At 72.8% G+C, this 24,705-nt stretch carries 26 protein-coding genes; 2 read left to right on the top strand and 24 right to left on the bottom strand.

From position 1 onward, the window contains the following. Window positions 1-602 precede the first annotated feature (602 nt). Window positions 603-1,862 carry a tyrosine--tRNA ligase gene (gene tyrS, locus AB0M79_RS04170; protein ID WP_364207575.1) on the bottom strand — a complete coding sequence of 420 codons (1,260 nt, stop codon included), beginning with the start codon at window positions 1,860-1,862 and terminating at the stop codon, window positions 603-605. 42 nt (window positions 1,863-1,904) lie between these two features. Next, window positions 1,905-2,543 carry a DNA-3-methyladenine glycosylase gene (locus AB0M79_RS04165; protein ID WP_364207635.1) on the bottom strand — a complete coding sequence of 213 codons (639 nt, stop codon included), beginning with the start codon at window positions 2,541-2,543 and terminating at the stop codon, window positions 1,905-1,907. 83 nt (window positions 2,544-2,626) lie between these two features. Here AB0M79_RS04165 and AB0M79_RS04160 point away from each other — a divergent pair, with 83 nt between their 5' ends. Next, the gene (locus AB0M79_RS04160; protein ID WP_364207573.1) at window positions 2,627-3,424 is read left to right on the top strand and encodes an aminoglycoside 3'-phosphotransferase; all 798 of its coding nucleotides are present in this window, start codon (window positions 2,627-2,629) and stop codon (window positions 3,422-3,424) included. 47 nt (window positions 3,425-3,471) lie between these two features. Here the strand turns inward: AB0M79_RS04160 and argH are convergent, their stop codons facing one another. The 18 genes from argH to AB0M79_RS04070 form a co-directional block, all read right to left on the bottom strand. Beyond that, entirely contained in the window at window positions 3,472-4,935 is a 1,464-nt protein-coding gene (gene argH, locus AB0M79_RS04155) for an argininosuccinate lyase (protein WP_364207633.1), read from the bottom strand. Between the two features lie 116 nt (window positions 4,936-5,051). Next, a complete protein-coding gene (locus AB0M79_RS04150) occupies window positions 5,052-5,564 on the bottom strand; it encodes an arginine repressor (protein ID WP_357540126.1) in 513 nt (170 codons plus the stop codon). Window positions 5,565-5,658: 94 nt separating this feature from the next. Then, window positions 5,659-6,588, bottom strand: a complete 930-nt coding sequence (argF, locus tag AB0M79_RS04145) for an ornithine carbamoyltransferase (RefSeq protein WP_364207571.1) — start codon at window positions 6,586-6,588, stop codon at window positions 5,659-5,661. Beyond that, window positions 6,585-7,769 carry an acetylornithine transaminase gene (locus AB0M79_RS04140; RefSeq protein WP_357540122.1) on the bottom strand — a complete coding sequence of 395 codons (1,185 nt, stop codon included), beginning with the start codon at window positions 7,767-7,769 and terminating at the stop codon, window positions 6,585-6,587. Before AB0M79_RS04140 ends, argF begins: the two co-directional genes overlap by 4 nt. Further along, on the bottom strand, window positions 7,766-8,707 hold the full coding sequence (gene argB / locus AB0M79_RS04135) for an acetylglutamate kinase (protein WP_364207569.1): 942 nt from the start codon (window positions 8,705-8,707) through the stop codon (window positions 7,766-7,768). Before argB ends, AB0M79_RS04140 begins: the two co-directional genes overlap by 4 nt. A gap of 56 nt (window positions 8,708-8,763) precedes the next feature. Next, window positions 8,764-9,936 carry a bifunctional glutamate N-acetyltransferase/amino-acid acetyltransferase ArgJ gene (gene argJ / locus AB0M79_RS04130; RefSeq protein ID WP_357540118.1) on the bottom strand — a complete coding sequence of 391 codons (1,173 nt, stop codon included), beginning with the start codon at window positions 9,934-9,936 and terminating at the stop codon, window positions 8,764-8,766. Between the two features lie 70 nt (window positions 9,937-10,006). Next, window positions 10,007-11,008, bottom strand: coding sequence for an N-acetyl-gamma-glutamyl-phosphate reductase (gene argC / locus AB0M79_RS04125; protein WP_364207567.1), 1,002 nt, complete (start codon window positions 11,006-11,008; stop codon window positions 10,007-10,009). Between the two features lie 79 nt (window positions 11,009-11,087). After that, a complete protein-coding gene (locus tag AB0M79_RS04120) occupies window positions 11,088-11,399 on the bottom strand; it encodes a DUF6510 family protein (protein WP_364207565.1) in 312 nt (103 codons plus the stop codon). 1 nt (window position 11,400) lies between these two features. Further along, window positions 11,401-12,165 carry a ferredoxin reductase gene (locus AB0M79_RS04115; RefSeq protein WP_364207563.1) on the bottom strand — a complete coding sequence of 255 codons (765 nt, stop codon included), beginning with the start codon at window positions 12,163-12,165 and terminating at the stop codon, window positions 11,401-11,403. Continuing rightward, a complete protein-coding gene (locus tag AB0M79_RS04110) occupies window positions 12,135-12,734 on the bottom strand; it encodes a sulfite oxidase-like oxidoreductase (protein WP_364207561.1) in 600 nt (199 codons plus the stop codon). Before AB0M79_RS04110 ends, AB0M79_RS04115 begins: the two co-directional genes overlap by 31 nt. Window positions 12,735-12,805: 71 nt before the next feature. Next, entirely contained in the window at window positions 12,806-13,294 is a 489-nt protein-coding gene (locus AB0M79_RS04105) for a S26 family signal peptidase (RefSeq protein WP_364207559.1), read from the bottom strand. A 5-nt stretch (window positions 13,295-13,299) separates the two neighbouring features. Further along, complete coding sequence (gene pheT, locus AB0M79_RS04100; RefSeq protein WP_364207557.1) at window positions 13,300-15,822, bottom strand: phenylalanine--tRNA ligase subunit beta; 2,523 nt, start codon at window positions 15,820-15,822, stop codon at window positions 13,300-13,302. Between the two features lie 27 nt (window positions 15,823-15,849). After that, on the bottom strand, window positions 15,850-16,932 hold the full coding sequence (gene pheS, locus AB0M79_RS04095; RefSeq protein ID WP_357540105.1) for a phenylalanine--tRNA ligase subunit alpha: 1,083 nt from the start codon (window positions 16,930-16,932) through the stop codon (window positions 15,850-15,852). A 258-nt stretch (window positions 16,933-17,190) separates the two neighbouring features. Continuing rightward, on the bottom strand, window positions 17,191-18,054 hold the full coding sequence (locus AB0M79_RS04090; protein WP_364207631.1) for an RNA methyltransferase: 864 nt from the start codon (window positions 18,052-18,054) through the stop codon (window positions 17,191-17,193). 32 nt (window positions 18,055-18,086) lie between these two features. Further along, entirely contained in the window at window positions 18,087-18,479 is a 393-nt protein-coding gene (rplT, locus tag AB0M79_RS04085) for a 50S ribosomal protein L20 (RefSeq protein ID WP_212817162.1), read from the bottom strand. A 35-nt stretch (window positions 18,480-18,514) separates the two neighbouring features. Beyond that, on the bottom strand, window positions 18,515-18,709 hold the full coding sequence (rpmI, locus tag AB0M79_RS04080; protein ID WP_212817161.1) for a 50S ribosomal protein L35: 195 nt from the start codon (window positions 18,707-18,709) through the stop codon (window positions 18,515-18,517). 19 nt (window positions 18,710-18,728) lie between these two features. Further along, window positions 18,729-19,364 (bottom strand): translation initiation factor IF-3, encoded by a 636-nt coding sequence (gene infC, locus AB0M79_RS04075; protein ID WP_364207554.1) that lies wholly within the window; start codon window positions 19,362-19,364, stop codon window positions 18,729-18,731. Window positions 19,365-19,757: 393 nt separating this feature from the next. Beyond that, window positions 19,758-20,222, bottom strand: a complete 465-nt coding sequence (locus AB0M79_RS04070) for a PH domain-containing protein (protein WP_364207552.1) — start codon at window positions 20,220-20,222, stop codon at window positions 19,758-19,760. A 229-nt stretch (window positions 20,223-20,451) separates the two neighbouring features. On the opposite strand from AB0M79_RS04070, the gene AB0M79_RS04065 reads away from it, so the two are divergent. Continuing rightward, on the top strand, window positions 20,452-21,600 hold the full coding sequence (locus AB0M79_RS04065) for a PASTA domain-containing protein (protein WP_364207550.1): 1,149 nt from the start codon (window positions 20,452-20,454) through the stop codon (window positions 21,598-21,600). Window positions 21,601-21,624: 24 nt separating this feature from the next. Here AB0M79_RS04065 and AB0M79_RS04060 read toward each other — a convergent pair whose 3' ends face one another. From AB0M79_RS04060 to AB0M79_RS04045, 4 genes are read right to left on the bottom strand one after another with little or no spacing between them, the layout of a single operon-like run. Continuing rightward, complete coding sequence (locus AB0M79_RS04060) at window positions 21,625-22,248, bottom strand: class I SAM-dependent methyltransferase (RefSeq protein ID WP_364207548.1); 624 nt, start codon at window positions 22,246-22,248, stop codon at window positions 21,625-21,627. A gap of 36 nt (window positions 22,249-22,284) precedes the next feature. Beyond that, window positions 22,285-23,211, bottom strand: coding sequence for a DMT family transporter (locus AB0M79_RS04055; protein ID WP_364207546.1), 927 nt, complete (start codon window positions 23,209-23,211; stop codon window positions 22,285-22,287). A gap of 56 nt (window positions 23,212-23,267) precedes the next feature. Continuing rightward, window positions 23,268-24,170: an ATP phosphoribosyltransferase gene (gene hisG, locus AB0M79_RS04050; RefSeq protein WP_364207544.1), complete on the bottom strand. Its 903-nt coding sequence runs from the start codon at window positions 24,168-24,170 to the stop codon at window positions 23,268-23,270. 43 nt (window positions 24,171-24,213) lie between these two features. Then, a complete protein-coding gene (locus AB0M79_RS04045) occupies window positions 24,214-24,483 on the bottom strand; it encodes a phosphoribosyl-ATP diphosphatase (protein WP_343221495.1) in 270 nt (89 codons plus the stop codon). Between the last annotated feature and the right edge of the window lie 222 nt (window positions 24,484-24,705).

The following is a 24,705-nucleotide window of genomic DNA, read 5'->3' as shown; positions in this document are numbered from 1 at the left end:
AAGCAGACCAGGCCCGGGAAATAATCATTCTTGGCACTGGCTTACAAGCACCCTGTTGAGTTCTCAAAGAACAAACACACACCAAACCCGAACCCGACCAACAAGCAGGACCCGAACCCGGGGCTCCACACCCTGCACCCCGCGCTCAGCGCCAGGCACTTTTACTACGTTACCCGCCAGTTTCTACCGTGTCAACCCGATATTTCCGATCAACACCGCATCATCCAGCTTTGCCCCAACCGCAACACGCAGAGTCATGCCCCGCAGTGTTGATGTTTGGGATTCCGGCAGGCCGGCCGCCGCAGGTCCGCTCCCTCGGGAGCGACTTGCTGGCTCGCCCGGTTCCCTGTCCGGTCGTTCACTCTACCCGGCCGGTTTCGCGGCGCCAAATCGACCCTTCAGGTCGTCGTGCCGCACCACCCGGCCCCGATCAGATCCGGCGGAACGCCGTACCGTCTCGGGGTTGCCCCTGTGGTCCTCGGCCTCGAGGTGCTTTCGCACCTTTCGTCCGTGTCCCCTGCGGGCAGAGAGAAAGTTACGCACCCGGTGGATCGATCGTCAAATCCACCGGGTGCGTCCCGCGTCACATCAACGAGGACTGACTATCTGGCCAGCTCAACGCCGGCGAAGGTGCGCTTGCCCCGGCGCAGGACCAGGAACCGGCCGTGCAGCAGCGCCGCCGGCGCGACCGTCGCCTCGACGTCGGTCACCCGCTCGTTGTTGAGGTACGCGCCGCCCTCGGTGATCGCCCGACGCGCCTCGTTGAAGCTGCCGACCAGGCCGGAGTCCTTCAACAACGTGGCCACGGTCGGCAGCTCCCCACGGACCTCCAGCAGGCCGGCCTCGGCCAGCGCGGCACGCAACGTCTCCGGCGCCAACTCGTCGAGCGACCCGCGGCCGAACAGCGCCTGGCTGGCGGCGATCACCTGCCGCGTCTCCTCCTCGCCGTGCACGAGCGTGGTCAGTTCCTCCGCCAGCGCCCGTTGTCCGAGCCGGGCCTGCGGCCGCTCCTCGGTCGCGGCGACCAGCTCCTCGATCTCGTCACGGGATCGGAAGCTGAAGTAGCGCAGGTAACGCGGCACATCCCGGTCGTCGCTGTTGAGCCAGAACTGGTAGAAGGCGTACGGGCTGGTCATGGTGGGGTCGATCCAGACGGCACCGCCCTCGCTCTTGCCGAACTTGGTCCCGTCGGACTTGGTCACCAGCGGTGTGGTGAACGCGTGCACCGGCCCGGCGCCGCGCCGGCGGATGTAGTCGACCCCGGCGGTGATGTTGCCCCACTGGTCGGAGCCACCGAACTGCAGCGTGCAGCCGTGCCGGCAGTGCAGTTCGAAGTAGTCGTTGGCCTGGAGCAACTGGTAGCTGAACTCGGTGAAGCTGATGCCGCTCTCCAGGCGCGCCTTGACCACCTCGCGGGCCAGCATCCGGTTGACCGGGAAGTGCTTGCCGACGTCGCGGAGAAACTCGACGACCGACATCTCCGCCGTCCAGTCCAGGTTGTTGACCAGGGTCGCGGCGTTGTCGCCGGTGTACGTCACGAACGGCGAGAGCTGGTCACGGATCCGGGCCACCCATCCGGTCACCGTCTCCGGGCTGTGCAGGCTGCGTTCGCCGCCCTCCTTCGGATCACCGATCTGGCCGGTCGCCCCACCGACCAGCAGCAGCGGACGGTGACCGGCGAGCTGCAGGCGCCGGGCGGTCAGCACCTGCACCAGGTGGCCGACGTGCAGGCTCGCGGCGGTCGGGTCGAAGCCGACATAGAAGGTCACCTGCTCGTTGTCCAGGTGCTTGCGCAACTCGTCGAGGTCGGTCGAGTCCTGGATGAGACCCCGCCACAGCAGGTCGTCGATCAGATCGGTCACACAGCGAATTGTCCCCCACGACCGCGCCCCACCTGTACCGGGTTACGGACGGACGCCCGACGCGCCGGCCGTACGCGCCGGTTTCGGAACATGCCGGCGGTAGGCGCTGACGGTCGGGTCCCCGGTGATCCAGAACCGCCACGGCCGGTCGTGCGCGCCGGTCACCCCGACCCGGGGGCCGGCGCTGACCGTCGCCGGATCGACCGGTGCCGGCGGCGCGGTGAGCCGTACCGGACCGGCGCCGAGCAGGTGGACGCCGTACGCGGAGCCGTCCAGGCCGAGCGCGGAACACAGCCGCGCCGGACCGCGGGCCAGGTCGACGTCCCGGCGTACGGCGGGACGCCGGGACCGGGCGACGTCCAGGCCCGCGACGATCTCGCCGGCCCGCAGGAGTACCGCGGACGCCTCCCCTTCCGGTCCGGTCACCACGTTCATGCACCAGTGCATGCCGTACGTGAAGTAGACGTAGGCGTACCCGGACGGGCCGAACATGACCGAGTTGCGTGGGGTACGGCCCCGGTACGCGTGCGAGGCGGGGTCACCGGCGGTGCCCGCGTACGCCTCGACCTCGGTGACGCGCACGGTGACGCCGCCGGCGGACAGCCGGCAACCGAGCAGTCCGTGCGCCGCGGGCACGACCGGGCCGGCGAGCAGGTGGGCGAGGTCGGTCACGTCGTACAGGACAGCACGGATGGTGCCGCCGATGCCACCTCGGTGCGGGTCGCGGGACCCGCCGGCGGATCCGGCTCTGGCAGAATGCCCCGATGCTCTCCGGTCCCCCGCCGCCCGACCAACCGGTTCCCGAGGTCGTACGGCGGCTCGCCGCCGGGCGGCCGACCCGCCCGGTGTGGCGCAACGAACTGGGCGGCCTCACCTTCGAGATCACCGTCGGCGCCGGACGGTGGTTCGTGAAGTGGGCGCCGCCGGACAGCGGGCTGCGGCTGGACCGGGAGGCGGAACGGCTGCGGTGGGCGGTCCGGTACGCGCTCGTGCCGCCGGTCCTCGACGAGGGAGCCGACGAGAGCGGGAGCTGGCTGCTGACCGACGGCCTGCCCGGCGAACCTGCGGTCGTCGACCGGTGGAAGGCGGACCCGGCGACCGGCGCGGCCGCGATCGGCGCCGGGCTGCGGCGGTTGCACGACCGGCTGCCGGTCGCGGACTGCCCGTTCGGTTGGCGGGTCGAGGACCGGCTCGCCCGGGTGCGGCGGTCCGCCGCGGCCGGGCGGCTCGATCCGGCGTGGTGGCATCCGGACCACGCCGCGTTGGGCGTGGCCGGGGCGCTGGCCCGGCTCGCCGACGTGCCGGCGGTCGACCGGCTGGTGGTCTGCCAGGGTGACCCGTGCGCCCCCAACACGCTGATCACCCCGGACGGCCGGTTCGCCGGACACGTCGACCTCGGTGCGCTCGGGGTCGCCGACCGGTGGGCCGACCTGGCGGTGGCCACCTGGAGCCTGCACTGGAACTACGGGCCGGATTGGGAAGGTGTGCTGCTGGCCGCGTACGGGGTCGAGCCGGACGCCGACCGGATCGCCTACTACCGGCTGCTCTGGGACCTGGAGTAGGCCCCGGGCCACCGTGGCCGCCGCCCGGGCGGCGGCCACGGTGCCGGTCAGCGGGGTACGACGACCTCGGTGGCCCAGGCACGCCAGCCGGCGAGCTTGTCGATGGCGGTGGCGAGCTGGTCGGCGACCGGGCCGGGGCCGGTCGAGCCGGGCGTGGTGCGGGCGGCGAGTGCCGTACGGACCGACAGGACGTCGCGTACGCCGGCGTCGAGATGTGGGCTGACGAGGGTGAGGTCCTCGTCGGAGACCTCGTCGAGGGCGCAGTCGCGGGCCACGCACAGCGCCACCAGCTTGCCGGTGATCTCGTGTGCCTCCCGGAACGGCACGCCCTTGACGACCAGCCAGTCGGCGACCTCGGTGGCGAGGGTGAAGCCGACCGGCGCGGCGGCGGCGAGCCGGTCCACCCGTACCGTCATGGTGGAGATCATTCCGGCCAGTGCGGGCAGCAGGAGCTGGAGGGTGTCGACGGCGTCGAAGACCGGCTCCTTGTCCTCCTGCATGTCCCGGTCGTAGGTCAGCGGCAGGCCCTTGAGCATCGTCAGGACGGCGACGAGGCCGCCGACCAGCCGGCCGGACTTGCCGCGGGCCAGTTCGGCGATGTCGGCGTTCTTCTTCTGCGGCATGATCGACGATCCGGTGGCGAAGCTGTCGTCGAGTTCGACCCAGCCGAACTCCTGCGACGTCCAGAGCACCACCTCCTCGCCGAGCCGGGACAGGTGCACCCCGATCAGCGAGGTGACGAACAGGAACTCGGCCACGAAGTCCCGGTCGGCGACCGCGTCCATGGAGTTGGCGGCCGACGCGGTGAACCCGAGTTCCTTGGCGACCTGGACCGGGTCGAGCGGCAGCGAGGAGCCGGCGAGCGCGCCGGCGCCCAGTGGTGAGATCGCCGTACGGGCGTCCCAGTCCCGCAGCCGCTCCAGGTCGCGCAGCAGCGGCTGGACGTGGGCGAGCAGCCAGTGGCCGAAGGTGACCGGCTGGGCGTGCTGGACGTGGGTCATGCCCGGGGCGGGCGTGTCGACGTGCCGCTCGGCCTGCTCGACCAGGGCGTCGGCGAGCTCGACCAGCCGCTCGGCGACGCCGCGGGCGTGGTCACGCAGGTAGAGGCGCAGGTCGGTGGCGACCTGGTCGTTGCGGGAGCGGCCGGCGCGCAGCTTGCCGCCCAGGGTGCCGAGCCGTTCCAGCATCCCGCGTTCGAGCGCGGTGTGGACGTCCTCGTCGTCGACCGTCGGCCGGAACTCGCCGGAGGCGCAGGCGGCCTCCAGGTCGTCCAGGGCGGCCAGGACCCGGCCGAGTTCCTCGGCGTCGAGCAGCCCGGCGCGGGCCAGCACCCGGGCGTGTGCCCGGGAGCCCGCGAGGTCGTACGGCGCGAGGCGCCAGTCGAACTGGACGCTGACCGACAGCCGGGCCAGCGCCTCGGAGGGGCCGCCGGCGAACCGGCCTCCCCACAGGCTGGTCCGGTTGGCGGGCGCGCTGTTCTCGGTCAGGCTCTTGTCATCCACGCCGACAATCATTGCGAACGTGCCTTCCAATCAGATTTGCGGGGAGCCGAGGCGGGCGTCACGGGCGGCGGCCATCCGGCGTGGTGCTCCTTCTACGACGTGTCGACCGCGCCGGGTCGCGCCCGCTAGGCGGGTTCGGACCCGGCCGGCGGGGTGACGGCCCAGTCGGCCAGCTTCGCCGCGAGGGCGGCACCGCCGACCGTGTCCCTGGCCACCACCAGGATGGTGTCGTCGCCGGCGATGGTGCCGACCACCTCCGGCAGGCCGGAGCGGTCCAGGGCGCTGGCCAGGAACTGCGCGGCGCCGGGCGGGGTGCGCAACACGGCCATGTTGCCGCTGGCGTCGACGCTGGTCAGGAGTTCGCGCAGCAGCCGGAGCAGGCGGGCCGGGGCCTGCTCGGCGTCGCGCAGCGGTCGTAGGCCGTCCTCGGGGATGAGGTAGACGGCCGGCCCGCCGTCACCGCCACGGACCTTGACCGCGCCGAGTTCCTCCAGGTCACGTGACAGGGTGGCCTGGGTGACCTGGATGCCGTCGCCGGCGAGCAGGTCGGCGAGTTCGGTCTGCGAATGGACCACCTTGTCCCGGATCAGCTCGACGATGCGGGCGTGCCGTGCCGTCCGGGTGACCGGCCCGGTCACCCGACTGCCCTGCCCTGCTCGGTCACGCGCCCACCCCGCTGCGGCCGGCGGCCGGACGACCGCCGCCGGGCCTGTCGGCTTCCTCGCTGCCCGGTCACTTCGGCGCCTCCTGGCGCAGCAGCCAGGTGATCAGCGCCTTCTGCGCGTGTACCCGGTTCTCGGCCTCGTCGAACACGGCGCTGCGGTCGCCGTCCATGACCTCGTCGGTGATCTCCTCGCCGCGGTGGGCCGGCAGGCAGTGCAGCACGATCGCGTCCGGTGCGCCCGCCAGCAGCTCCTTGTTGACCTGGTAGGGCCAGAACGGGGTGAGCCGGTCGCGGCCGTCGTGCTCCTGCCCCATCGACGTCCAGGTGTCGGTGGCCACCACGTCGGCGCCGGCGACCGCCGCACGCGGGTCGCGCAGCACCTGGACCGAGCCACCGGTGCCCGCGGCGATCGCGGTCGCCGTGGCGACGATCTCCGGATCCGGGTCGTAGCCGGCGGGGCCGGCGACCCGGACGTGCATTCCAGCCGTCGCCCCGGCGACCAGGTAGGAGCGGGCCATGTTGTTGGCGGCGTCGCCGACGTACGCCAGGGTCCGGCCGGTGGTGCCGCCGCACCGCTGCCGGACCGTCAACAGGTCGGCGAGAAGCTGGCACGGGTGGAAGCCGTCGGTCAAGGCGTTGATCACCGGTACGGACGAGGCGGCCGCGACCTCGGCGATCCGGTCATCGCCGTGGGTCCGCATCACGATCGCCGCCACGTAGCGGGACAGTACCCGGGAGGCGTCGGCGAGCGTCTCGCCACGCCCGAAGTGGGTGCCGCCGGAATCGACGATGATCGCGTTGCCGCCGAGTTCGGCGATGCCGACGTCGAACGACAGCCGGGTCCGCAGGCTCTGCTTGTCGAAGAGGACCGCCACCGACCGGGGGCCGGCCAGCGGCCGTTCCCGGAACGGTTCCGCCTTGATCTGCTCCGCCAGGTCGAGTACGGCCGACTGCTCGGCCGGGGTCAGGTCGTCGTCACGCAGAAAGTGGCGGATCATGGCGTCTCCTCGTTCGGTGTCGCGGCGTCCAGCGCGGCCGGCAGGGCGGCGAGGAACGCGTCGGCCTGCTCGGCGGTGACGACCAGTGGCGGCGCCAGCCGCAGCACGTTCGGCTGGACCGGGTTGACGAGGAAACCGGCGTCCCGCAGCACTCCGGCGACCGCGCCCGACGCCGGGGCCCGCAGGACGATCCCGAGCAGCAGGCCGGCGCCGCGTACCTCGGCCACCAGCGGGTGGCCGAGCGCCTCGACGCCGTGCCGCAGCCGCTCGCCGATCCGCTTGACGTGGTCGAGCAGCCCCTCGTTGGCGATGGTGCTGACGACCGCCAGGGCGGCGGCGCAACTGACCGGGTTGCCGCCGAAGGTGCTGCCGTGCGCGCCCGGGGCGAGCAGGTCGGCGGCGGGGCCGAACGCGATGCAGGCGCCGATCGGCAGGCCGCCGCCGAGCCCCTTGGCCAGGGTCACCACGTCGGGCTCGATCCCCTCGGCCTGGTGGGCGAACCAGTGGCCGGTGCGTCCCATCCCGGTCTGCACCTCGTCGATGACGAGCAGCGCGCCGTGCCGGGTGGTGATCTCCCGGGCCGCGCCGAGATAGCCGGGCGGGGGCACGCACACGCCGTTCTCGCCCTGGATCGGTTCGAGGATGACCATGGCGGTCTCGGCGGTGACCGCGGCCGCCAGGGCGTCGACGTCACCGTACGGGACGTGGGTGACGTCGCCGGGCAGCGGCCGGAACGGGTCGGCCTTGGTCGGCTGACCGGTCAGGGCCAGCGCACCCATGGTGCGGCCGTGGAAGCCGCCGACGGTCGACACGACGTGGCCGCGGCCGGTCAGCCGGGACAGCTTGAACGCCGCCTCGTTGACCTCCGCCCCGGAGTTGGCGAAGAACACCCGGCCGGGCCGGCCGGCGAGGGCCAGCAGCAGCTCGGCGAGCGCGACCGGCGGTTCGGCCACGAAGAGGTTCGAGACGTGGCCGAGCGTGGCCACCTGCTTGGAGACGGCGGCGACCACGGCGGGGTGCGCGTGGCCGAGGCTGTTGACGGCGATTCCGCCGAGCAGATCCACGTACTGCTTGCCGGCCTCGTCCACGACGACCGCCCCCGAGCCGCTGACCAACGCGAGTGGCGGTGTCCCGTAGTTGTCCATCATGGACTGCCGCCAGCGGTCGACCAGGGTCGTCATGCTCCGTTCACCGTCTTCCCGTCCTGCGTCCCGGCACCCTCGGTGCCGGCGACGACCATCGTGCCGAAACCCTCGGAGGTGAACACCTCCAGCAACGTGGAATGCGCCACCCGGCCGTCGACGACGTGCGCGGCGGGCACACCACCCTGCACCGCCCGCAGGCACGCCTCCATCTTCGGCACCATTCCGGCCTCGAGGCGGGGCAGCAGCTTCGCCAGCTCGGCGACGGTGATCCGGTCGACGAGGCTGTCGGTGTCCGGCCAGTCGGCGTACAGGCCGGGCACGTCGGTCAACACGATCAGCTTGCGGGCGTCGAGCGCGACCGCGAGCGCCGCGGCCGCCGTGTCCGCGTTGAGGTTGTGCAGCACCCCGTCGGCGTCGGGTGCCACCGTCGAGATGACCGGGATCCGTCCGTTACCGATCAGGTCGGCGACCGCGGAGACGTTGACCGCGTCGACGTCACCGACCTGGCCGATGTCGACCGGCTCCCCGTCGACGTACGCCGGCCGGCGGACGGCGGTGAACAGCCGGGCGTCCTCACCGGACAGTCCCACCGCGAACGGGCCGTGCTCGTTGATCAGCCCGACGAGTTCGCGGCCGACCTGACCCACGAGCACCATCCGGACGACGTCCATCGCCTCCGGGGTGGTGACCCGCAGGCCGCCCTTGAACTCACTGGGGATGCCGAGCCGGCCCAGCATCGCCGAGATCTGCGGGCCGCCGCCGTGCACCACGACCGGCCGGAGACCGGCGTAACGCAGGAAGACCATGTCGGCGGCGAACGCCCGCTGCAATTCCGGGTCGATCATCGCGTTGCCGCCGTACTTGACGACGACGGTGGCCCCGTGGAACCGGGCCAGCCACGGCAGCGCCTCGATGAGCGTGGCCGCCTTCTCCTGGGCCGGACCGAGTCGATTCACCGCACTTCTCTCACTCATGTCGTGCCTGTCTTCGTTCGCGACTGCGGGGCTCCGCTCCGCCGCACTCCTCGCGCTCATGTCGAGTACGCCGAGTTCTCGTGCACGTACGCGTGCGACAGGTCGTTGGTCCAGACGGTGGCGCGCTCGTCGCCCGCGTTGAGGTTCACCTGGATCGTGACGTCGCGGCCCGACAGGTCCACCTTGGACCGGTCGTCGGCGGCCGTGCCGGACCGGCACACCCACACCCCGTTGACCGCCACGTCGAGGCCGTCCGGCTCGAACGCGGCCGCGGTCGTGCCGACCGCCGCGAGAATCCGGCCCCAGTTGGGATCGTTGCCGAACAGGGCCGTCTTCACCAGGTTGTTGCGGGCCACCGACCGGCCGACCTCGACCGCGTCGTCCTCCGTCGCCGCGCCGAAGACCTCGATCGCGATCTGCTTGGTGGCCCCCTCGGCATCGGCGACGAGCTGCTGCGCCAGATCGTGGCAGGCGGCGGTCACCGTCGCGGTCAGCTCCTCCTGCGACGGCTCGATGCCGGACGCTCCGCTGGCCAGCAGGATCACCGTGTCGTTGGTGGACATGCAACCGTCGGAGTCGACCCGGTCGAACGTGCGCCGGCACGCGGCCCGCAGCGCCTCGTCGAGGGCGGCCGACCCGGCAACGGCGTCGGTGGTGAGGACGGCGAGCATCGTCGCGAGCCCCGGGGCGAGCATGCCCGCGCCCTTGGCCATGCCGCCGACGGTCCAGCCGGTGCCGGCGGCCACGGTCGTCTTCGGACGGGTGTCCGTGGTCATGATCGCCTCGGCGGCGGCGGGGCCGCCGCTGCGGGCCAGCGCCCGCACCGCCGAACCGATCCCGGGCAGCAGCCGGTCCATCGGCAGCCGCTCCCCGATCAGCCCGGTCGAGCAGACCGCGACCTCGCTCGCGCCGATGAGCAGCCGGGAATTGGAGCGGCTCAGCGCGGTGGCGGTGCGTTCGGCGGTGGAGTGGGTGTCCTGGAACCCCAAGGGACCGGTGCAGGCGTTGGCACCGCCGGAGTTGAGCACGACCGCCCGCACGACGCCGCCCCGGACGACCTGCTGGGTCCACAGCACGGGGGCCGCCTTGACCCGGTTGCTGGTGAAGACGGCGGCGACGGTGGCGTCCGGGCCGTCGTTGACGATCAGCGCCACGTCCCGCGCGCCGGTCGACTTCAGCCCCGCGGTCACACCGGCCGCCCGGAACCCCTTCGGCGTAGTCACGCTCACGACGCCACCTCGCTGCGCTCGGCGGCGCCGTGTCCAACACCGAACCTCACGGCTCCCTCGCTCCGCTCACTCACGGCGCCACTCCGAATACGGACAGGCCGGTGGTCTCCGGCAGGTCGAACATCAGGTTGGCGCACTGCACGGCCTGGCCGGCGGCGCCCTTGCCGAGGTTGTCGATGGCACTGGTGACGATCACCCGGCCGGAGTCGACGTCGGTGGCCACCTGGAGGTGGCAGGAGTTGGAGCCCAGCGTGGCGGCGGTGTGCGGCCAGGCGCCCTCCGGCAGGAGGTGCACGAACGGGGCGTCGGCATAGGCGGCGGCGAGCACCTCGCGGGCGTCGGCGCTGCCGGTCGGCCGGGCGGTGACGGTCGCCAGGATGCCGCGCGGCATCGGCGCGAGGACCGGGGTGAACGAAAGACCGGTGGCTCCCGTGGCCTGCTTGATCTCCGGCACGTGCTGATGGGCGCCGACCTTGTAGGGCGTCAGGTCGCCCATCACCTCGCTGCCGAGCAGGTTGACCTTGGCGGCGCGGCCGGCGCCGGAGGTGCCGGAGGAGGCGACGACGACCACGTCGGCGGGCTCCACGGCGCTGGCGGCGATCAGTGGGGCGAGCGCCAGACTGGTCGCGGCGGCGTAGCAGCCGGTCGCGGCGACCCGTTCGGATCCGGCGATGGCGGCCCGGGCGCCGGGCAGTTCGGGCAGGCCGTAGGTCCAGGCGCCGGCGTGCGTGCCGCCGTAGTAGCGGGTCCAGGCGGCGGCGTCGGCGAGCCGGTGGTCGGCGCCGAGGTCGACGACCCGGACACCGGCGGGCAGCTGCGCGGCGAGCGCGGCGGACTGGCCGTGCGGCAGGGCCAGGAAGACCAGGTCCGCGTCGGCCAGGGTGGCCGGCCCGGTCTCGGCGAGCGTCAGGTCGAGGCCGGCGAGTTGTGGATGTACGGCGGAGACCCGTGCGCCGGCCTGGGTGTGGGCGGTGGCGGCGACGAGGTCGAACTCGGGGTGCCCGGCGAGTAGGCGGAGCAGTTCTCCGCCCGCGTAACCGCTCGCTCCGGCCACCGCGACCCTGATACCCATGTATACCTCCGTATTGCTATGCGAGCGAAGGTATCAGGATGCAGCAAGCCACCGCAAGAATATGCAGTCCATCTAATGATCAAACGGTGGCCGGTCCGTCAGGCGGGATCGGCAACCGGAGGCACACCACTCCGCGCAGGTCGAGCCACGCCGAGTCGGGCGACCGGACCAGTCGCAGCACCACCTCCGTACAGTTGGGGCAGCGCGCCACGAGTCCGGGCCCGTGGTCGAAGACCAGCAGCGTCGCCACCGGCGCGTCGAACCCGCACGAGGCGCACCGGCCGTCGGCCGCCGTCACGTCCACCGCGAAAAGCTCCCGCATCGGCCCGGCGAGCGAGTTGCCGTCGACGTACCGCCCGGTCATGGTGCCGGTGTCACTTCGCTCGGTCATGTCATCCTCCGGTCGGGCCGAACCGCTCGGTGCGGATCCGGCGCGGGTCGTGCCCGAGCGCGACGAGGACGTCGGCCACCGCCTCCACGAACCCCGTCGGCCCGCACACGTAACAGGTGGGTGCCAGGTCCGGCGGCCAGCCATGGGTGTTCACGTCCGCGACCGAGATCCGCCGGGGCGGCCCCGGCCACTCCGGCGGTGCCTGGCGGGTCCAGACGTACGCGACGTCCAGGCCGGCGTCGTCGCGGACCCGGCGGCGCAACTCGTCGGCGTAGAACAGGTCGTCGGGCGTACGCGCCGAACAGATCAGCCGGAACGGCACCCGGCTGCCGGCCGCCCGGCGGGCCCGGATCATCGCCATCAGCGGCACGATCCCCGATCCACCCGCGACCAGCAGCACCGGCGCGGTGTCCGCCGGCCGCCACACGAACCAGCCGCCGACCGGCCCGCGGACCTCCACCGGGTCACCGGTCCGGTACGTCTCGACCAGGTACGCCGACACCTCCCCGTCCGGCACCCGCTGCACGGTCAACTCGACCCGCTCACCGTCGCCCGGCGCGGCCAGCGAATAGCTGCGCGAGGCCTGGTATCCGTCCTCGGCGGTGAGCCGTACGTCGACGTGCTGCCCGGCCAGGTGGCCCGGCCAGCCGGCCACCTCGAGGACCAGCGTCCGGGCGGTCGGGGTCTCGTCGCGGGCTTCCACCAGGCGGCCGACCCGCCAGGTGAGCCGCGGGCTCAGTCCCCTTGATACCGCTGCTCGCGCCACGGGTCACCGTAGTCGTGGTAGCCGGCCGTCTCCCAGAACCCCGGCTCGTCGTCGCGCATCAGCCGGACGCCGCGCACCCACTTCGCCGACTTCCAGAAGTACAGGTGCGGAACGATCATCCGGGCCGGGCCGCCGTGCTCGGGTGCGAGGTCCGCGCCGTCGAACCGGTACGCGATCCACGCCTGCCCGTCCCGCAGGTCGGCCAGTGGCAGGTTGGTGGTGTAGCCGCCGTACGACCGGACCAGGGCGTGATCGGCGCCGGTCTCGACGTCGGCGAGCAGGGTGTCCAGGGAGACGCCCCGCCAGGTGGTGCCGAGCTTGGACCACCGGGTGACGCAGTGGATGTCGACCGTCGGTTCCTCGCTGGGCAGCGCCAGCATCTGCGGCCAGGTCCAGCGGTGCTCCGCGCCGGTCTCGGTGGTGATCACGAACTCCCAGTGGTCGAGGTCGATCCGCGGGGTCGGACCGGCCGACAGCACCGGGAAGTCCTCGACCAGGTATTGCCCGGGCGGCAGGGCCGGCTGCGTGGTGCGCCGGCGGCCCTGGAAACCGGGCGTGACGATGCCCATCCGTCAGTCGTACCACCGGTGGGGCGGCCTGTCCCGGCAGCCCGGAAACCCGGCCGGCGGCATCCGGCGGGTCAGGTCGGGTCGCGGCGACCGGTGAACCGGCGCGGCGCGACGACCACGCCGAGCAGGTCGGCCTCGGTGAAGTAGCCGACCTGCCGCGAGTCACGGCTGGCCGGAGGGTTGTCGCCGAACAGCACCAGATGACCGGGTGGCACCAGCCGGTGCCGGTCGGGTGGTGCCGACGGCGCGCTGGACGGTGCGGACGGCAGGCCGGGCGGCGCCGGATCGCCCGGCAGCGCCACCGCCCGCTTGACCAGCAGTCCGGCCGGCGGGCCGGTGGGCCAGCCGGCCGGTGTCCGCACCACGACGACATCGCCGCGGTGTATCCCGGCCAGGGTGGTGCGCCGGGCGACCACCCGGTCGCCCGGCCGCAACGTCGGCCGCATGCTGTCGCCGTCGATCGACACGACGAGCCAGCGGCGCCGGACCCACCACGCGATCCCGGCCGCCGTCACCGCGGAGGCGGCCAGGAGCGCGCAGACGGCCAGGACCGGCGTCACGACGGTCAGGCGCCGCGCAGCACCGCGCCGAACCGGGACGCCGCCCGCGAGACCGCCGCGTCGCGGGCCGCCACCGCCTCCTCGCCGGTCAGGGTCCGGTCCGGCGCCCGGAAGGTCAGCTTGTAGGCCAGCGACCGCCGACCGGCACCGAGTTGCTCGGAGGTGTAGACGTCGAACAGGCGTACCGACTCCAGCAGGTCACCGGCGCCTTCGGTGAGGGCCGCCTGCACCGACTCGGCCGGAACGTCCGCGTCGACGACCAGCGCCACGTCGATCAGCGCCGGCGGGAAGCCGGAGATCCGCGGGGCGGGCACCACCGGCGCGGCCGGCAGCGTGTCGAGGTCCAGCTCCATAGCGCAGGTGCGCCGGGGCAACTCCAGCGCCGCCACCACCCGCGGGTGCAGCTCACCGGCGTATCCGACGACGACGTCGTCGACAAGCACCTCGGCGCAGCGCCCCGGGTGCCACGGCGCCCGGTCACCCGAGCGGACGGTGACCCGGTCGCCGGGGATGCCGGCCACCTCGACCACGGTCCGGGCGGCCTGCACCGCGTCGGACCAGTCGGCCGGGCGGCCGCCGCCCCACCAGCCGGCCGGATCGACCTCGCCGGCGAGCGCCGCCGCCACGTGCCACGGCTGGTGCGGCACGGTCGCGTCGGCGGCGGTGAACCGGGCCGGCGACGGCCGGTCGTCGACCCCCATCGCCGGCGGACGGCCGGCACCCGGACGCGGCTGGAACACCATGCCGATCTCGTACAGCGCCAGGTCGCGGTGGCCGCGGCCGACGTTGCGGCGCAGGACGCCCAGCAGCGGGCCGAGCAGCGTCGTCCGCAGCAGCGGCTCCTCGTCGGACAGCGGGTTGGCCAGCCGCACCGCCGACCGGCGGGCGTCGTCGGCCGGCAGCCCCAGGGCGTCGAGCGTCTCGGGGCCGACGAACGGATACGACAGCACCTCGACGAACCCGGTCTCGGCGAGCGTACGGGCGATGGAGCGGCGCCGGCGCTGATCGTCGGTGAGGCCCCGGCCGGCCGGGGCCAGCGGCAACGCCCCGGGGACGTTGTCGTATCCGTCGAGGCGGGCGACCTCCTCGACGAAGTCGGCCGGGTCGGTCAGGTCGGGCCGCCAGGTCGGCGGGGTGACGCCGATCCGGTCGCCGGTGCCGCTGCCGGGCGCGGCGCCACCCGCCGAGGTGACGGTGCAGCCGATCTCCTCCAGGAGGGCGACCACACGGGCCGGCGGGTAGGCCACACCGACCCGGCGGGCCGGCAGCGTCACGTCGAGTTCGACCGGCACCGGCGGGGCGACCTCGTCGAAGTCGAGGATCTCGGCACCGGCCGTGCCGCCGCCGTGCTCGGTGAGCAGGCTGACCGCGCGCTCGATGGCGACCAGCGGCAGCGCCGGGTCGACGCCGCGCTCCCACCGCTTGGCGGCCTCGCTGAACAGCTTGTGACGGCGGGCGGTGCGACCGACCATGACCGGGTCCCAGTGCGCCGCCTCGAAGAGCACGTCGATGGTGTCCGGCATGACCTCGCTGGTCTGCCCGCCCATCACCGCCGCCAGCGAGATCGGGCCGGTGTCGTCGCAGATGACCATGTCCTCGGCGTCGAGGACCCGGGCCACCCCGTCGAGCGTGGTCAGCTTCTCCCCCGCCGTGGCCCGCCGGACCACCAGCGGGCCGGTGAGCCGGGCCAGGTCGAAGGCGTGCATCGGCTGGCCCAGTTCGAGCATCACGTAGTTGGTGATGTCGACCGCCAGCGAGATGGCGCGGATGCCGGCCAGGGTCAGGCGGCGCGTCATCCACTCCGGCGAGGCGGCCGTCGGGTCGACGCCCCGGACCACCCGGCCGGCGAACCGGTCGCAGCCGAGCGGGTCACGGACCTCGACCGGGTATGCCGGCTGCGGGGTCGCCGCCGGGGCCGGCACCAGGCCGGGGTCGCGGAACGGCACCCCGAACGAGTGGGCCAGCTCGCGGGCGATGCCGCGCACCGACATGGCGTAGCCACGGTCCGGGGTGATCTCGACCTCGACGACGATCTCGTCGAGCCCGACGACCGGCCGCGCGTCGTCGCCCGGGCGGGCGGGGCTGTCGGCCGGCAGCACCATGATGCCGGCGTGGTCCTCGCCGAGCCCCAGCTCACGGGCCGAGCAGATCATGCCGTTGGAGTTGCGGCCGTATGTCTTGCGGGCGCCGATCCGGAACCCGCCGGGCAGCTCGCCGCCGGGCAGGATCACCACGACCCGGTCGCCGACGGCGAAGTTGGTCGCCCCGCAGACGATCTCCTGCGGCTCGCCGGTGCCGTTGGCGTCGCCGACGTCGACCCGGCAGAACCGGATCGGCTTCTTGAACCCGGTCAGCTCCTCGATCTCGCGCACCTCGCCGACGACCAGCCCGCCGGTCACCGTCGCGCGCAGGTCCACGATGGACTCGACCTCGATGCCGAGGCCGACCAGGGCCTGCTCCAGGCGCTCCGTGGTCAGGTCGGCGGGCAGGTCGACGTGCTCGCGCAGCCAGGAAATAGGAACTCGCATGTCTTCGTGTCTCCCAGGACTCGGCCGCTAGATCTCGACGCCGAAGGCGCGGGTGAACCGCACGTCGCCCTCGACCATGTCGCGCATGTCGCTGACCCCGTGCCGGAACATCAGCGTGCGCTCGATGCCCATCCCGAACGCGAACCCGGAGTAGACCTCCGGGTCGATGCCGCAGGCCCGCAGGACCCTCGGGTTGACCATGCCGCAGCCGCCCCACTCGACCCAGCGCGGACCGTCGCGGTGCTCGGCGAACCACACGTCGAACTCGGCCGACGGCTCGGTGAACGGGAAGTAGTGCGGCCGCCAGCGGGTCCGCGCGTCCGGTCCGAACATGGCCCGGGCGAAGTGGTCCAGGGTGCCGCGCAGGTGCGCCATCGTGATGCCCTTGTCGACCACCAGGCCCTCGACCTGGTGGAAGACCGGCGTGTGGGTGGCGTCGAGTTCGTCGGTGCGGTAGACCCGGCCCGGCACCACGACGTAGATCGGCGGGGTGCGGGTCAGCATCGTGCGCGCCTGCACCGGCGAGGTGTGCGTACGCAGCACCAGCCCGGAGCCCTCCGTGGACCCGTCGGCCGCGGCGACGTGGAAGGTGTCCATCAGGCCGCGGGCCGGGTGGTCCGGCGGGATGTTCAGCGCGTCGAAGTTGGCCCACTCCAGCTCGACCTCGGGGCCGTCGGCGATCTCGTAGCCCATGCCGACGAACAGGTCGCCGATGCGCTCCATGAGGGTGCTCAACGGGTGCCGCGCGCCGCGGGGGCGCCGGTCGCCGGGCAGGCTGACGTCGACCCGCTCCTCGGCCAGCACCCGCTGCGCCTGCTCCTCGCGCAGCACCACCTGGCGGGCGTCGAAGCCGGCCTGGATCGTGGTCCGGGCCTGGTTGACGCGCTTGCCCGCGTCGGACTTCGCCGCCGGCGGCAGTGCGCCGATCTCGCGGCGGGCCAGCGACACCGGGGCCCGGTCGCCCAGGTGTGCCGGGCGCAGCGCGGCGAGGGCGTCGAGGTCACCGGCATCGGCGAACGCCTTCTCGGCGGCGGCGACGGCTTCGTCGAGGGCACTCTGGTCGAGCAACGCGACCTGTTTGGGGTCGTACGGGTCGTTGCGGTAGGTCATGACGGGCGGGCACTCCTTCACGTCGGGCGCGGCCCGGACGCACGCGGTGAGCGGGCGCGACGTGGTCGACGCGGCGCGTGGCGTCACGTGTTCCGGACGGCGGTGGAGAGTCTACGGACGCGCGGCTGTGCCGCAGCCCGCCGGTCGACGATCAAGGGATGGTTCAGCCCCACCGCCCGCCGCGACCGGCGGGCTGGCTAAACGAGCGGCGGCGCGCGGCGGCGTCGGACCGGCCGCGTTCGCTCGTGCCGTGCTCGTTCATCTGCGGGGCTCCCTGTTACGAAGTGCTCTGGCCGAAGCGTACAGGCATACCGCCGCCGCGGCAGCCAGGTTCAGGCTCTCGGCGCGGCCGTGCAGCGGCACCCGGACCCGGGCGTCGGCGGCCGCGGCCAGCTCCGGCGGCAGGCCGTGGGCCTCCGACCCGAACAGCCACGCGGTGGGCCGGGTGAGGCCGCCGTCGTCGGCGAGGTCGTCGAGGTCGGTGTCGCCGTACCCGGTGGCGGCCAGCACGGTCAGCCCGGCGCCGCGCAGCGCGGCGACGACCGCGGCCGGGTCGCCGTCGCGCACCACGTCGAGGTGGAAGAGGCTGCCGGCGGTCGCCCGGACGCACTTGCCGTTGTACGGGTCGACGGCATCGCCGGCGAAGACGACCGCGCCCGCGCCGGCGGCGTCGGCCGTACGCAGCACGGTGCCGGCGTTGCCCGGATCGCGGATCCCGGCGAGGACGGCGACCAGCCGGGGTGCCCCGGCCAGCGCGGCGGCCAGCGGCACGTGTCGTTGCGCGCAGACGGCCACGACCCCCTGCGGGGCCACCGTCTCGGTCAGCGCGGCCAGGCCGTCGCCGGTCACCGGCGACACCGGTACGCCCGCGGCGACGGCGGCGGCGACCAGCTCGTCGTGCCGGCGCAACGCGTCGTCGGTGCCGAAGAGTTCGTGTACGCCACCGGCGGCGGTCAGCGCCTCGCGGACCGCCTGCGGGCCCTCGGCCAGGAACCGGCCGGTCGCCTCCCGGTCCCGGCGGCGGTGCAGCCGGCGGGCGGCGACGACCCGCGGCGTACGCGCGGTGAAGCGGGGCTCCGCCGCCCAGACATGGTCGAGGCGCCCCTCATGCTGTCCGGACAACACGCGGGACGCCTCGACCATGGTTCAGGGGATCAGGCGGCCTGGGCCGCCGGGCCACCGGTGCCCTCGGCCGCGACCGCGGCCTTGGCGACCTCGACGAGCGCGGTGAACGCCGCCGCGTCGTTGACGGCCAGGTCGGCCAGGATCTTGCGGTCGACCTCGACACCGGCGAGCCGCAGGCCCTGGATGAACCGGTTGTAGGTCAGCCCGTTGGCGCGGGCGCCCGCGTTGATCCGGGTGATCCAGAGCTGCCGGAAGTCGCCCTTGCGGTCGCGACGGTCCCGGTAGGCGTACTGCATCGAGTGCAGCACCTGCTCCTTGGCCTTGCGGTACAGGCGCGAGCGCTGGCCGCGGTAGCCGCTGGCGGTCTCCAGCAGGGTGCGGCGCTTCTTCTGGGCGTTGACTGCCCGCTTGACGCGTGCCATCTCAACTACTCCTTAGGTCAGTCGGGTGGCGCGCGTCAGCGGCCGAGCAGCTTCTTGATTCGCTTGACGTCAGCCTTGGCCACCTCGACCGTGCCGGTCAGCCGGCGCGTACGGGTGGAGGGCTTGCCCTCCAGCAGGTGGCGCTTGCCGGCCTGCTCGGTACGGAGCTTGCCGCGGCCGGTCACCCGGACCCGCTTTCCCGTACCGGTGTGGCTCTTCATCTTCGGCATTTGAAACGTCTCTCCCCTGTTACTCGCCGCTGTTGTCGGCGGCGGTGCCGGTGTCCCCGGCGGCTCGGGCCGGACCGGCCGGATTGGCCGGTGCCGCCTCGGTGTCACGGTCACGCGGCGCTCCGCCACGGGCGGCGGTGGCGGCCACGGCGGACGCCTTGACGGCGCGGTGCGGCGCCAGAACCATGATCATGTTTCGGCCGTCCTGCTTGGGGGCGGCCTCGACGTATCCCAGCTCCGAGATCTCCGACTCGAGCCGGCGCAGGAGCCGGTAGCCCAGCTCCGGACGGCTCTGCTCGCGACCGCGGAACATGATCGTCACCTTGACCTTGTCGCCCGCCTTGAGGAACCGCACCACGTGACCCTTCTTGGTCTCGTAGTCGTGCGGGTCGATCTTGGGCCGCAGCTTCATTTCCTTGATGACGGTCTGTTGCTGGTTACGCCGGGCTTCGCGCGCCTTGAGTGCACTCTCGTACTTGAACTTTCCGAAGTCCATGAGCTTGCACACCGGCGGGCGCGCCATCGGCGCAACCTCGACCAGGTCCAGGTCGACGTCCGCGGCCAACTGCAGGGCACGCTCCAGCGGGACGATGCCCACCTGCTCACCCTCAGGGCCGACGAGTCGGACCTCACGTGCCCGGATCTGCTCGTTCACCCGTGGCTCGACGCTGATGTGGCCTCCTCAGTCTGTTATCACCTTGGCGCCGACTCCCGGCGGTGTCCCGGACGGGACACCGACCCGGAAAGCAGAAGGCCCCGGCGCATGCCAGGGCCTGCTCGACCGGTCGGCCACGACCCGCGCACGCGGACGTGACACCCGGGTAGGGACGAACCCTCCCGGGTTGACCGGACCCGATCACCTGTCGCGGCGATCCGGGTGGGAGCAGGCGCTCCGCTTCGTGGCTGCCATGCGGGCAGCCTGGTCGACGCTGAAAAGTCTACCAGGCTGCTCACATTTACACGCACGACCCCGGCCGCGCTGCTCACATCTACACACACGGCCCCACCGGCCCGGGTCGCGCCGCTTCGGCACCGACCGACGACGGCGTCAGCCGGGCGTGGGGGCCGACACCCCGGCGTCGGCGTGCAGGGCACGCAGTGCCCGTACGCCTTCGACGGCGTGCTCCTTGTCGACCACCTGCAACGCCAGTACCGGGATCAGTTCGTCGTCGTGCAGTTCCACGCTGGCCCACGCCGAGCCGCGGTCGAACCGGACCGACCGGACGACATCCCACGGCAGGTCCCAGGAACCGAGCACGTTGCGGATCCGGACCCCCTCGGCGTCGGCCTCGACCCGGGGACGGGTGAACATCAGGATGCCGGCGGCGATCAACACGCCCAGACCGATCATCGCGAACTGGTCACCGCGCTGGAACGTACCCATTCCGTCACCGGTCGGTCCGCGCAGCGCGGTCCCGACCACGGTGAACAGGACGACCACCGCCGCCGCCAGGGCCCAGCAGGTCTTGCGGATTCGCCGCGGCCGCAGCCGCACGACAGCGGAGTCACTCACCACCCCAGTGTGCCGCATCGATCAGCCGCGATGTCGCACCCGGCCCCGGAACGGCCCCGTCCCCGGCGCCCCGAGAACGACCCGCCGCCTCGGCGAATGATCGGCGAACACCATTTCTCCGATCCCGCGGGCATCGCTGATCGGACTTTCCAATATCACCGGAAAAGGGCACTGACGGCTACGCGATAGTCTTCTCGATTGTCGCCCGGAACCGCCGAATGATTGCCTCATGACGGGACCGACACCACCGCCCGCGAGCTGCCCGATCGGTTGGCAGCCGAGCGCACTGACCCCGGTCTTCCACGGGATGCGGGAATACTCCCCCGCGGAGGGCGCACCGACCCGGGTCCGGGTCTTCTTTCCCAGTCTCGACGGCGCGGTGGCCACGGCTCCGATCCTCGACGGTTGCGGACGTTATCCACTGATCATTTTCGCGCACGGTCACTGCGCCAATGATCCGAACCATTTCCGCAAGTGGATCCAACTGCCGGCCCAACTCGCCCGCAGCGGCTACGTCGTGGCGGTCCCGGAACTGACCCACATATCCATCCTTCCGCAGAACGCGAGCCACCCGTCCGTACCGGTGCTCGGGACGCTGCTGAACTGGATGCGGCAGAGCTGGGAACACAGCGACGTCCTGATGCCGGCGGAGAAGACCGGCGTCGCCGGACATTCGTACGGGGCGCTTCTCACCGCCTGGTTCGCGACGGTCACCCCGACCGTGGCCGCGTACGCCGGGCTGAGCGGCACCTGGCAGGAACTGAACGTCACGCTGCCGATCGCCGCCCTGAACCGGCCGAAGCTGATCGTCGCGGGACATCCGGCCGAGGACTCCTTCACCGAACTCAACGCCGCCCAGTGGTCGGCGCTGCCGATCCCCCGGCACCGGGCGACGTTCGCCAACGGCCGCCACTTCGACTACCTGCCCGCCGGCCAGACGCCGTGCGACCCGGAACGCGGCCCGTGCCCGCCGCTGGCCCTGGCCGCCGCCGACCTGGTGACCATGTTCTTCGCCAAGTACCTCTGGCCCGAGCACTCGCCGCACCTGCCCGGCCGGGTACCGGACAACCTCGTGCCGCCGCCGCTGAACCTGACCCCGGAACAGGAGTTCTACGCCGGCAGCCACCTGATCGGGATGCCGGCGATGACGGGGGCGAACTGCGCGTACACCCTCGACTTCCAGGTGCCGCTACGCCCGGTGCCGCACGTCGTGGGCCTGCCCATGGTGCCGGCCCGGCAACAGGTCATCGCGGCCGGCTTCCGGCCGACGCTGACCGGGCTCGGCACCTGGGTCTCCGCCCAGTCGCCGGCGGGCGGCAGCAGTGCCCCGTCCGGCAGCACCGTACGGCTGACGCTGCGCAGCGGCCCGATCCCCTGACCGGCCGGTCGCGCCGGTGTGCGGTCAGGGCCGCCGGACGGCCAGGTGGGTCAGCCAGGCGGTGCCGATCTCGGAGGTGTACCGGCGCTGCACCCGGGTGTCGAAGTCGGCGGCGAGCAGCGCGTCGACCTCCGTCGAGGCGTACCGGGCGAAGAAGCGGGTGACGCCGCCGGGAGCGTTCCAGAAGGACTCGTCCTCCCAGCCCTCCCCACCGCCCTCCTTGAGTGCGACCATCAGCACGCCACCGGGCCGCAGCACCCGGGCGACCTCGGCGAGTACCACCGGGGCCAGCGCCTTAGGCAGGTGCAGCAGCGATGCCGAGCACCAGACTCCCGTGAAGACCCCGGCCCGGAACGGCAGGCCGCACATGTCGCCCTGGGCCAGGGGTTGCCCGCAACGGGCCGCAGCCTGCCGGAGCATGCCGAGTGACAGATCCAGCCCGACCACCCGGCGGCCGCGGTCCGCCCAGTACGCCATGTCCCGACCGGCACCGCAGCCGAGGTCCAGAATCGGGCCGGCCTCGGCGAGTTTCCCGAACTCCTGCGCCGGTACGAGGTAGCCGGCTGGCATCTCGGCATTGATCTCGGCGAACCGCTCCGCGATCTCGTCGTAGGCGACCTGGTGACGGATATTGATCTCGTCCAACATGCCGCCACGATAGGCGGGGCCGGACGGGCGCGGGGGTCAGGAGCCGGCCGGGGCGGGGCGGACGACCCGGCCGGACACGACCACCGCCACCACCGTCAGCAGCGCGCCGGCCAGCACCGCGAGGCTCGCACCGGGGCCGCCGGGCACGATCAGGTCGAGCAGCAGCGCGCCGCCGAGCTGGCCGCCGACGATGGCCAGCCCGGTCCGCAGTACGCCGACGGACCGGACGCTGAGCAGCAGGATCACCACGATGATCACGGCGAGTACGCCGCCGACGTAGAGGTACCAGTCGGTCGGCCACGGCCCGCTCAGGTGCGGCACGATGCCGAGCGCCACCGCGGCGGCGACGACGGCCGGGGTGCTGACCGCGAAGTTGACGGCGGTGCCGGCGGCATTGGTGCTGGCCGCCGAGAGCCGCGCGTTGAGCGCCGACTGCAACGCCACGGCAAGGCCGCCGGCGACCGCGAGCGCGACCCCGGCCAGCGCCAGGTCGCCGTACGGGCGGCCGACCTGGGCCAGCGCCACCGCGCCGATCCCGAGCAGGGCGCCGGCCACCCGTGGCCAGGTCAGCGCCAGACGTCCGCCGGGTGCCAGGCCGCCGCGGTCGACCGCCAGCCCGCCGAAGCTGTTGCCGGTCACCTGGGCGATGGTGAACAGGGCGACGCCGAGCACCGGTACGGCGTAGGTGGCGGCGGTGACGAAGAACGCGCCGCCGAGCCCACCGAGGTAGGCCCACCACGGCAGCCCGGACCGCCGCAGTGCCCGCAGGCCGCTACGCATCGACGGCATGACCAGCAGTCCGACGAGTAGGACGGCCGTACCGACGGCGTTGTTGACCACCGCGCCGAGGGCGGCGTTGCCCATCCGGGCGCCGAGTTCGGCGTTGGTCGCGCTCTGCGCCGCCGAGGCGACCCCGCCGACGGTGGCCAGACCGAGGGCCGCCCAGCCGGGCAGCGCCTTCACGACCGGCCCTCGGACCCCGGCCCCGCGCCGGCCGCTCGGGCCGGATCCGGCCGGTCTCACAGCCGGCAGGCGTGGATGACGGTGACCAGGATCGCCCGGGCGCCCAGATCGTACAGCTCGTCCATGATCCGGTGTACGGCGTCGCGCCGCACCATCGCCTGGACGGCGACCCAGCCCTCGCGGTGCAGCGGCGAGATGGTCGGCGACTCGATGCCGGGCGTCAGCGCGGACGCCTGGTCGAGCAGGTCGGCGCGTACGTCGTAGGCGAGCATCACGTAACGGCGGGCGACCAGGACGCCCTGGAGCCGGCGGATGAGCTGGCCCGCCTGGCCGCTCAGCGGCGCGGCCGGGCCGGCGCCGCCGCCGGCCGCGTCGGCGCCGGTGGTCGGGGCGGACGGCGCGTCGGAGCGGCCGATCAGCACCGCCGTGGAGTGCAGGATCGGCTCGCCGACGACGACCAGGCCGGCCTGGCGCAGCGTGGCGCCGGTCTCGACCACGTCGGCGACGACGTCGGCTACACCGAGCCGGATGGCGTTCTCGACCGCGCCGTCGAGCCGGATGACCTCGGCCTCGCGGCCGTGCTCGGCGAGGTGGCGGGCGACGACACCGGGGAACGAGGTGGCGATCCGCCGGCCACTGACGTCGCCGTCGGGGCCGAGGGTGCCCGGCCGGGCGGCGAACCGGAACGAGGCGGCGGCGAAGTTCAGGTCGAGGATCTCGGTGGCCGGGCTGTCGGAGTCGACGAGCAGGTCGCGGCCGGTGATGCCGAGGTCCAGGTCGCCGGAGCCGACGTAGGTGGCGATGTCGCGGGGGCGCAGGTAGAAGAACTCGACGTCGTTGCCCTCGTCCTGGCAGACGAGGTCACGGTCGGAGGTGCGTTGGCGGTAGCCGGCCTCGCGCAGCATGTCGGCGGCCGGACGGGAGAGGGTGCCTTTGTTGGGTACGGCGATCCGCAGCATCTGTGGTGCTCCTTATGACGTTTCCGGTCGGTCGACGGGCACGTCACAGATGTCGGTAGACGTCCTTGAGCTCCAGTCCGGTGGCGAGCATCAGCACCTGGGCCTGGTAGAGCAGTTGGGAGATCTCCTCCGCGGCGCGTTCGGGGCCCTCGTGCTCGGCCGCCATCCACGCCTCGGCCGCCTCCTCGACGACCTTCTTGCCGATCGCGTGCACGCCGCGCTCCAGCGCGGCCACCGTCCCCGATCCCGGGGTGCCGGCGGCGGCCTTGGCCTGGAGTTCGGCGAACAGCTCCTCGAACGTCTTCACGGTCACGGATTCTCGCAGCCTCCCCGGCGCGGCCCCGCCGCCGGCCCTCCCCCTTCCCCATCCCCTGGCCCGGCACGGCCGCGCCAACCCCCGTCGATCTTGCACTCGTCGCCCGACAAAAGCCCCGAAAGGGGGAGATAACCGCAAGATCGCGGGAGCCGGGACGGGGGTGACCGGCCGCGTCGTCACGTGGGGCAGGTCACAGGGAAGTCGCGATGGTGTGACGGT

This window comes from Polymorphospora sp. NPDC051019 (genome assembly GCF_040683055.1).
Lineage (GTDB): Bacteria > Actinomycetota > Actinomycetes > Mycobacteriales > Micromonosporaceae > Polymorphospora > Polymorphospora lycopeni.
Note: the sequence above shows the minus strand (reverse complement) of the source record. Positions and strands in the feature narration are given on the sequence as shown.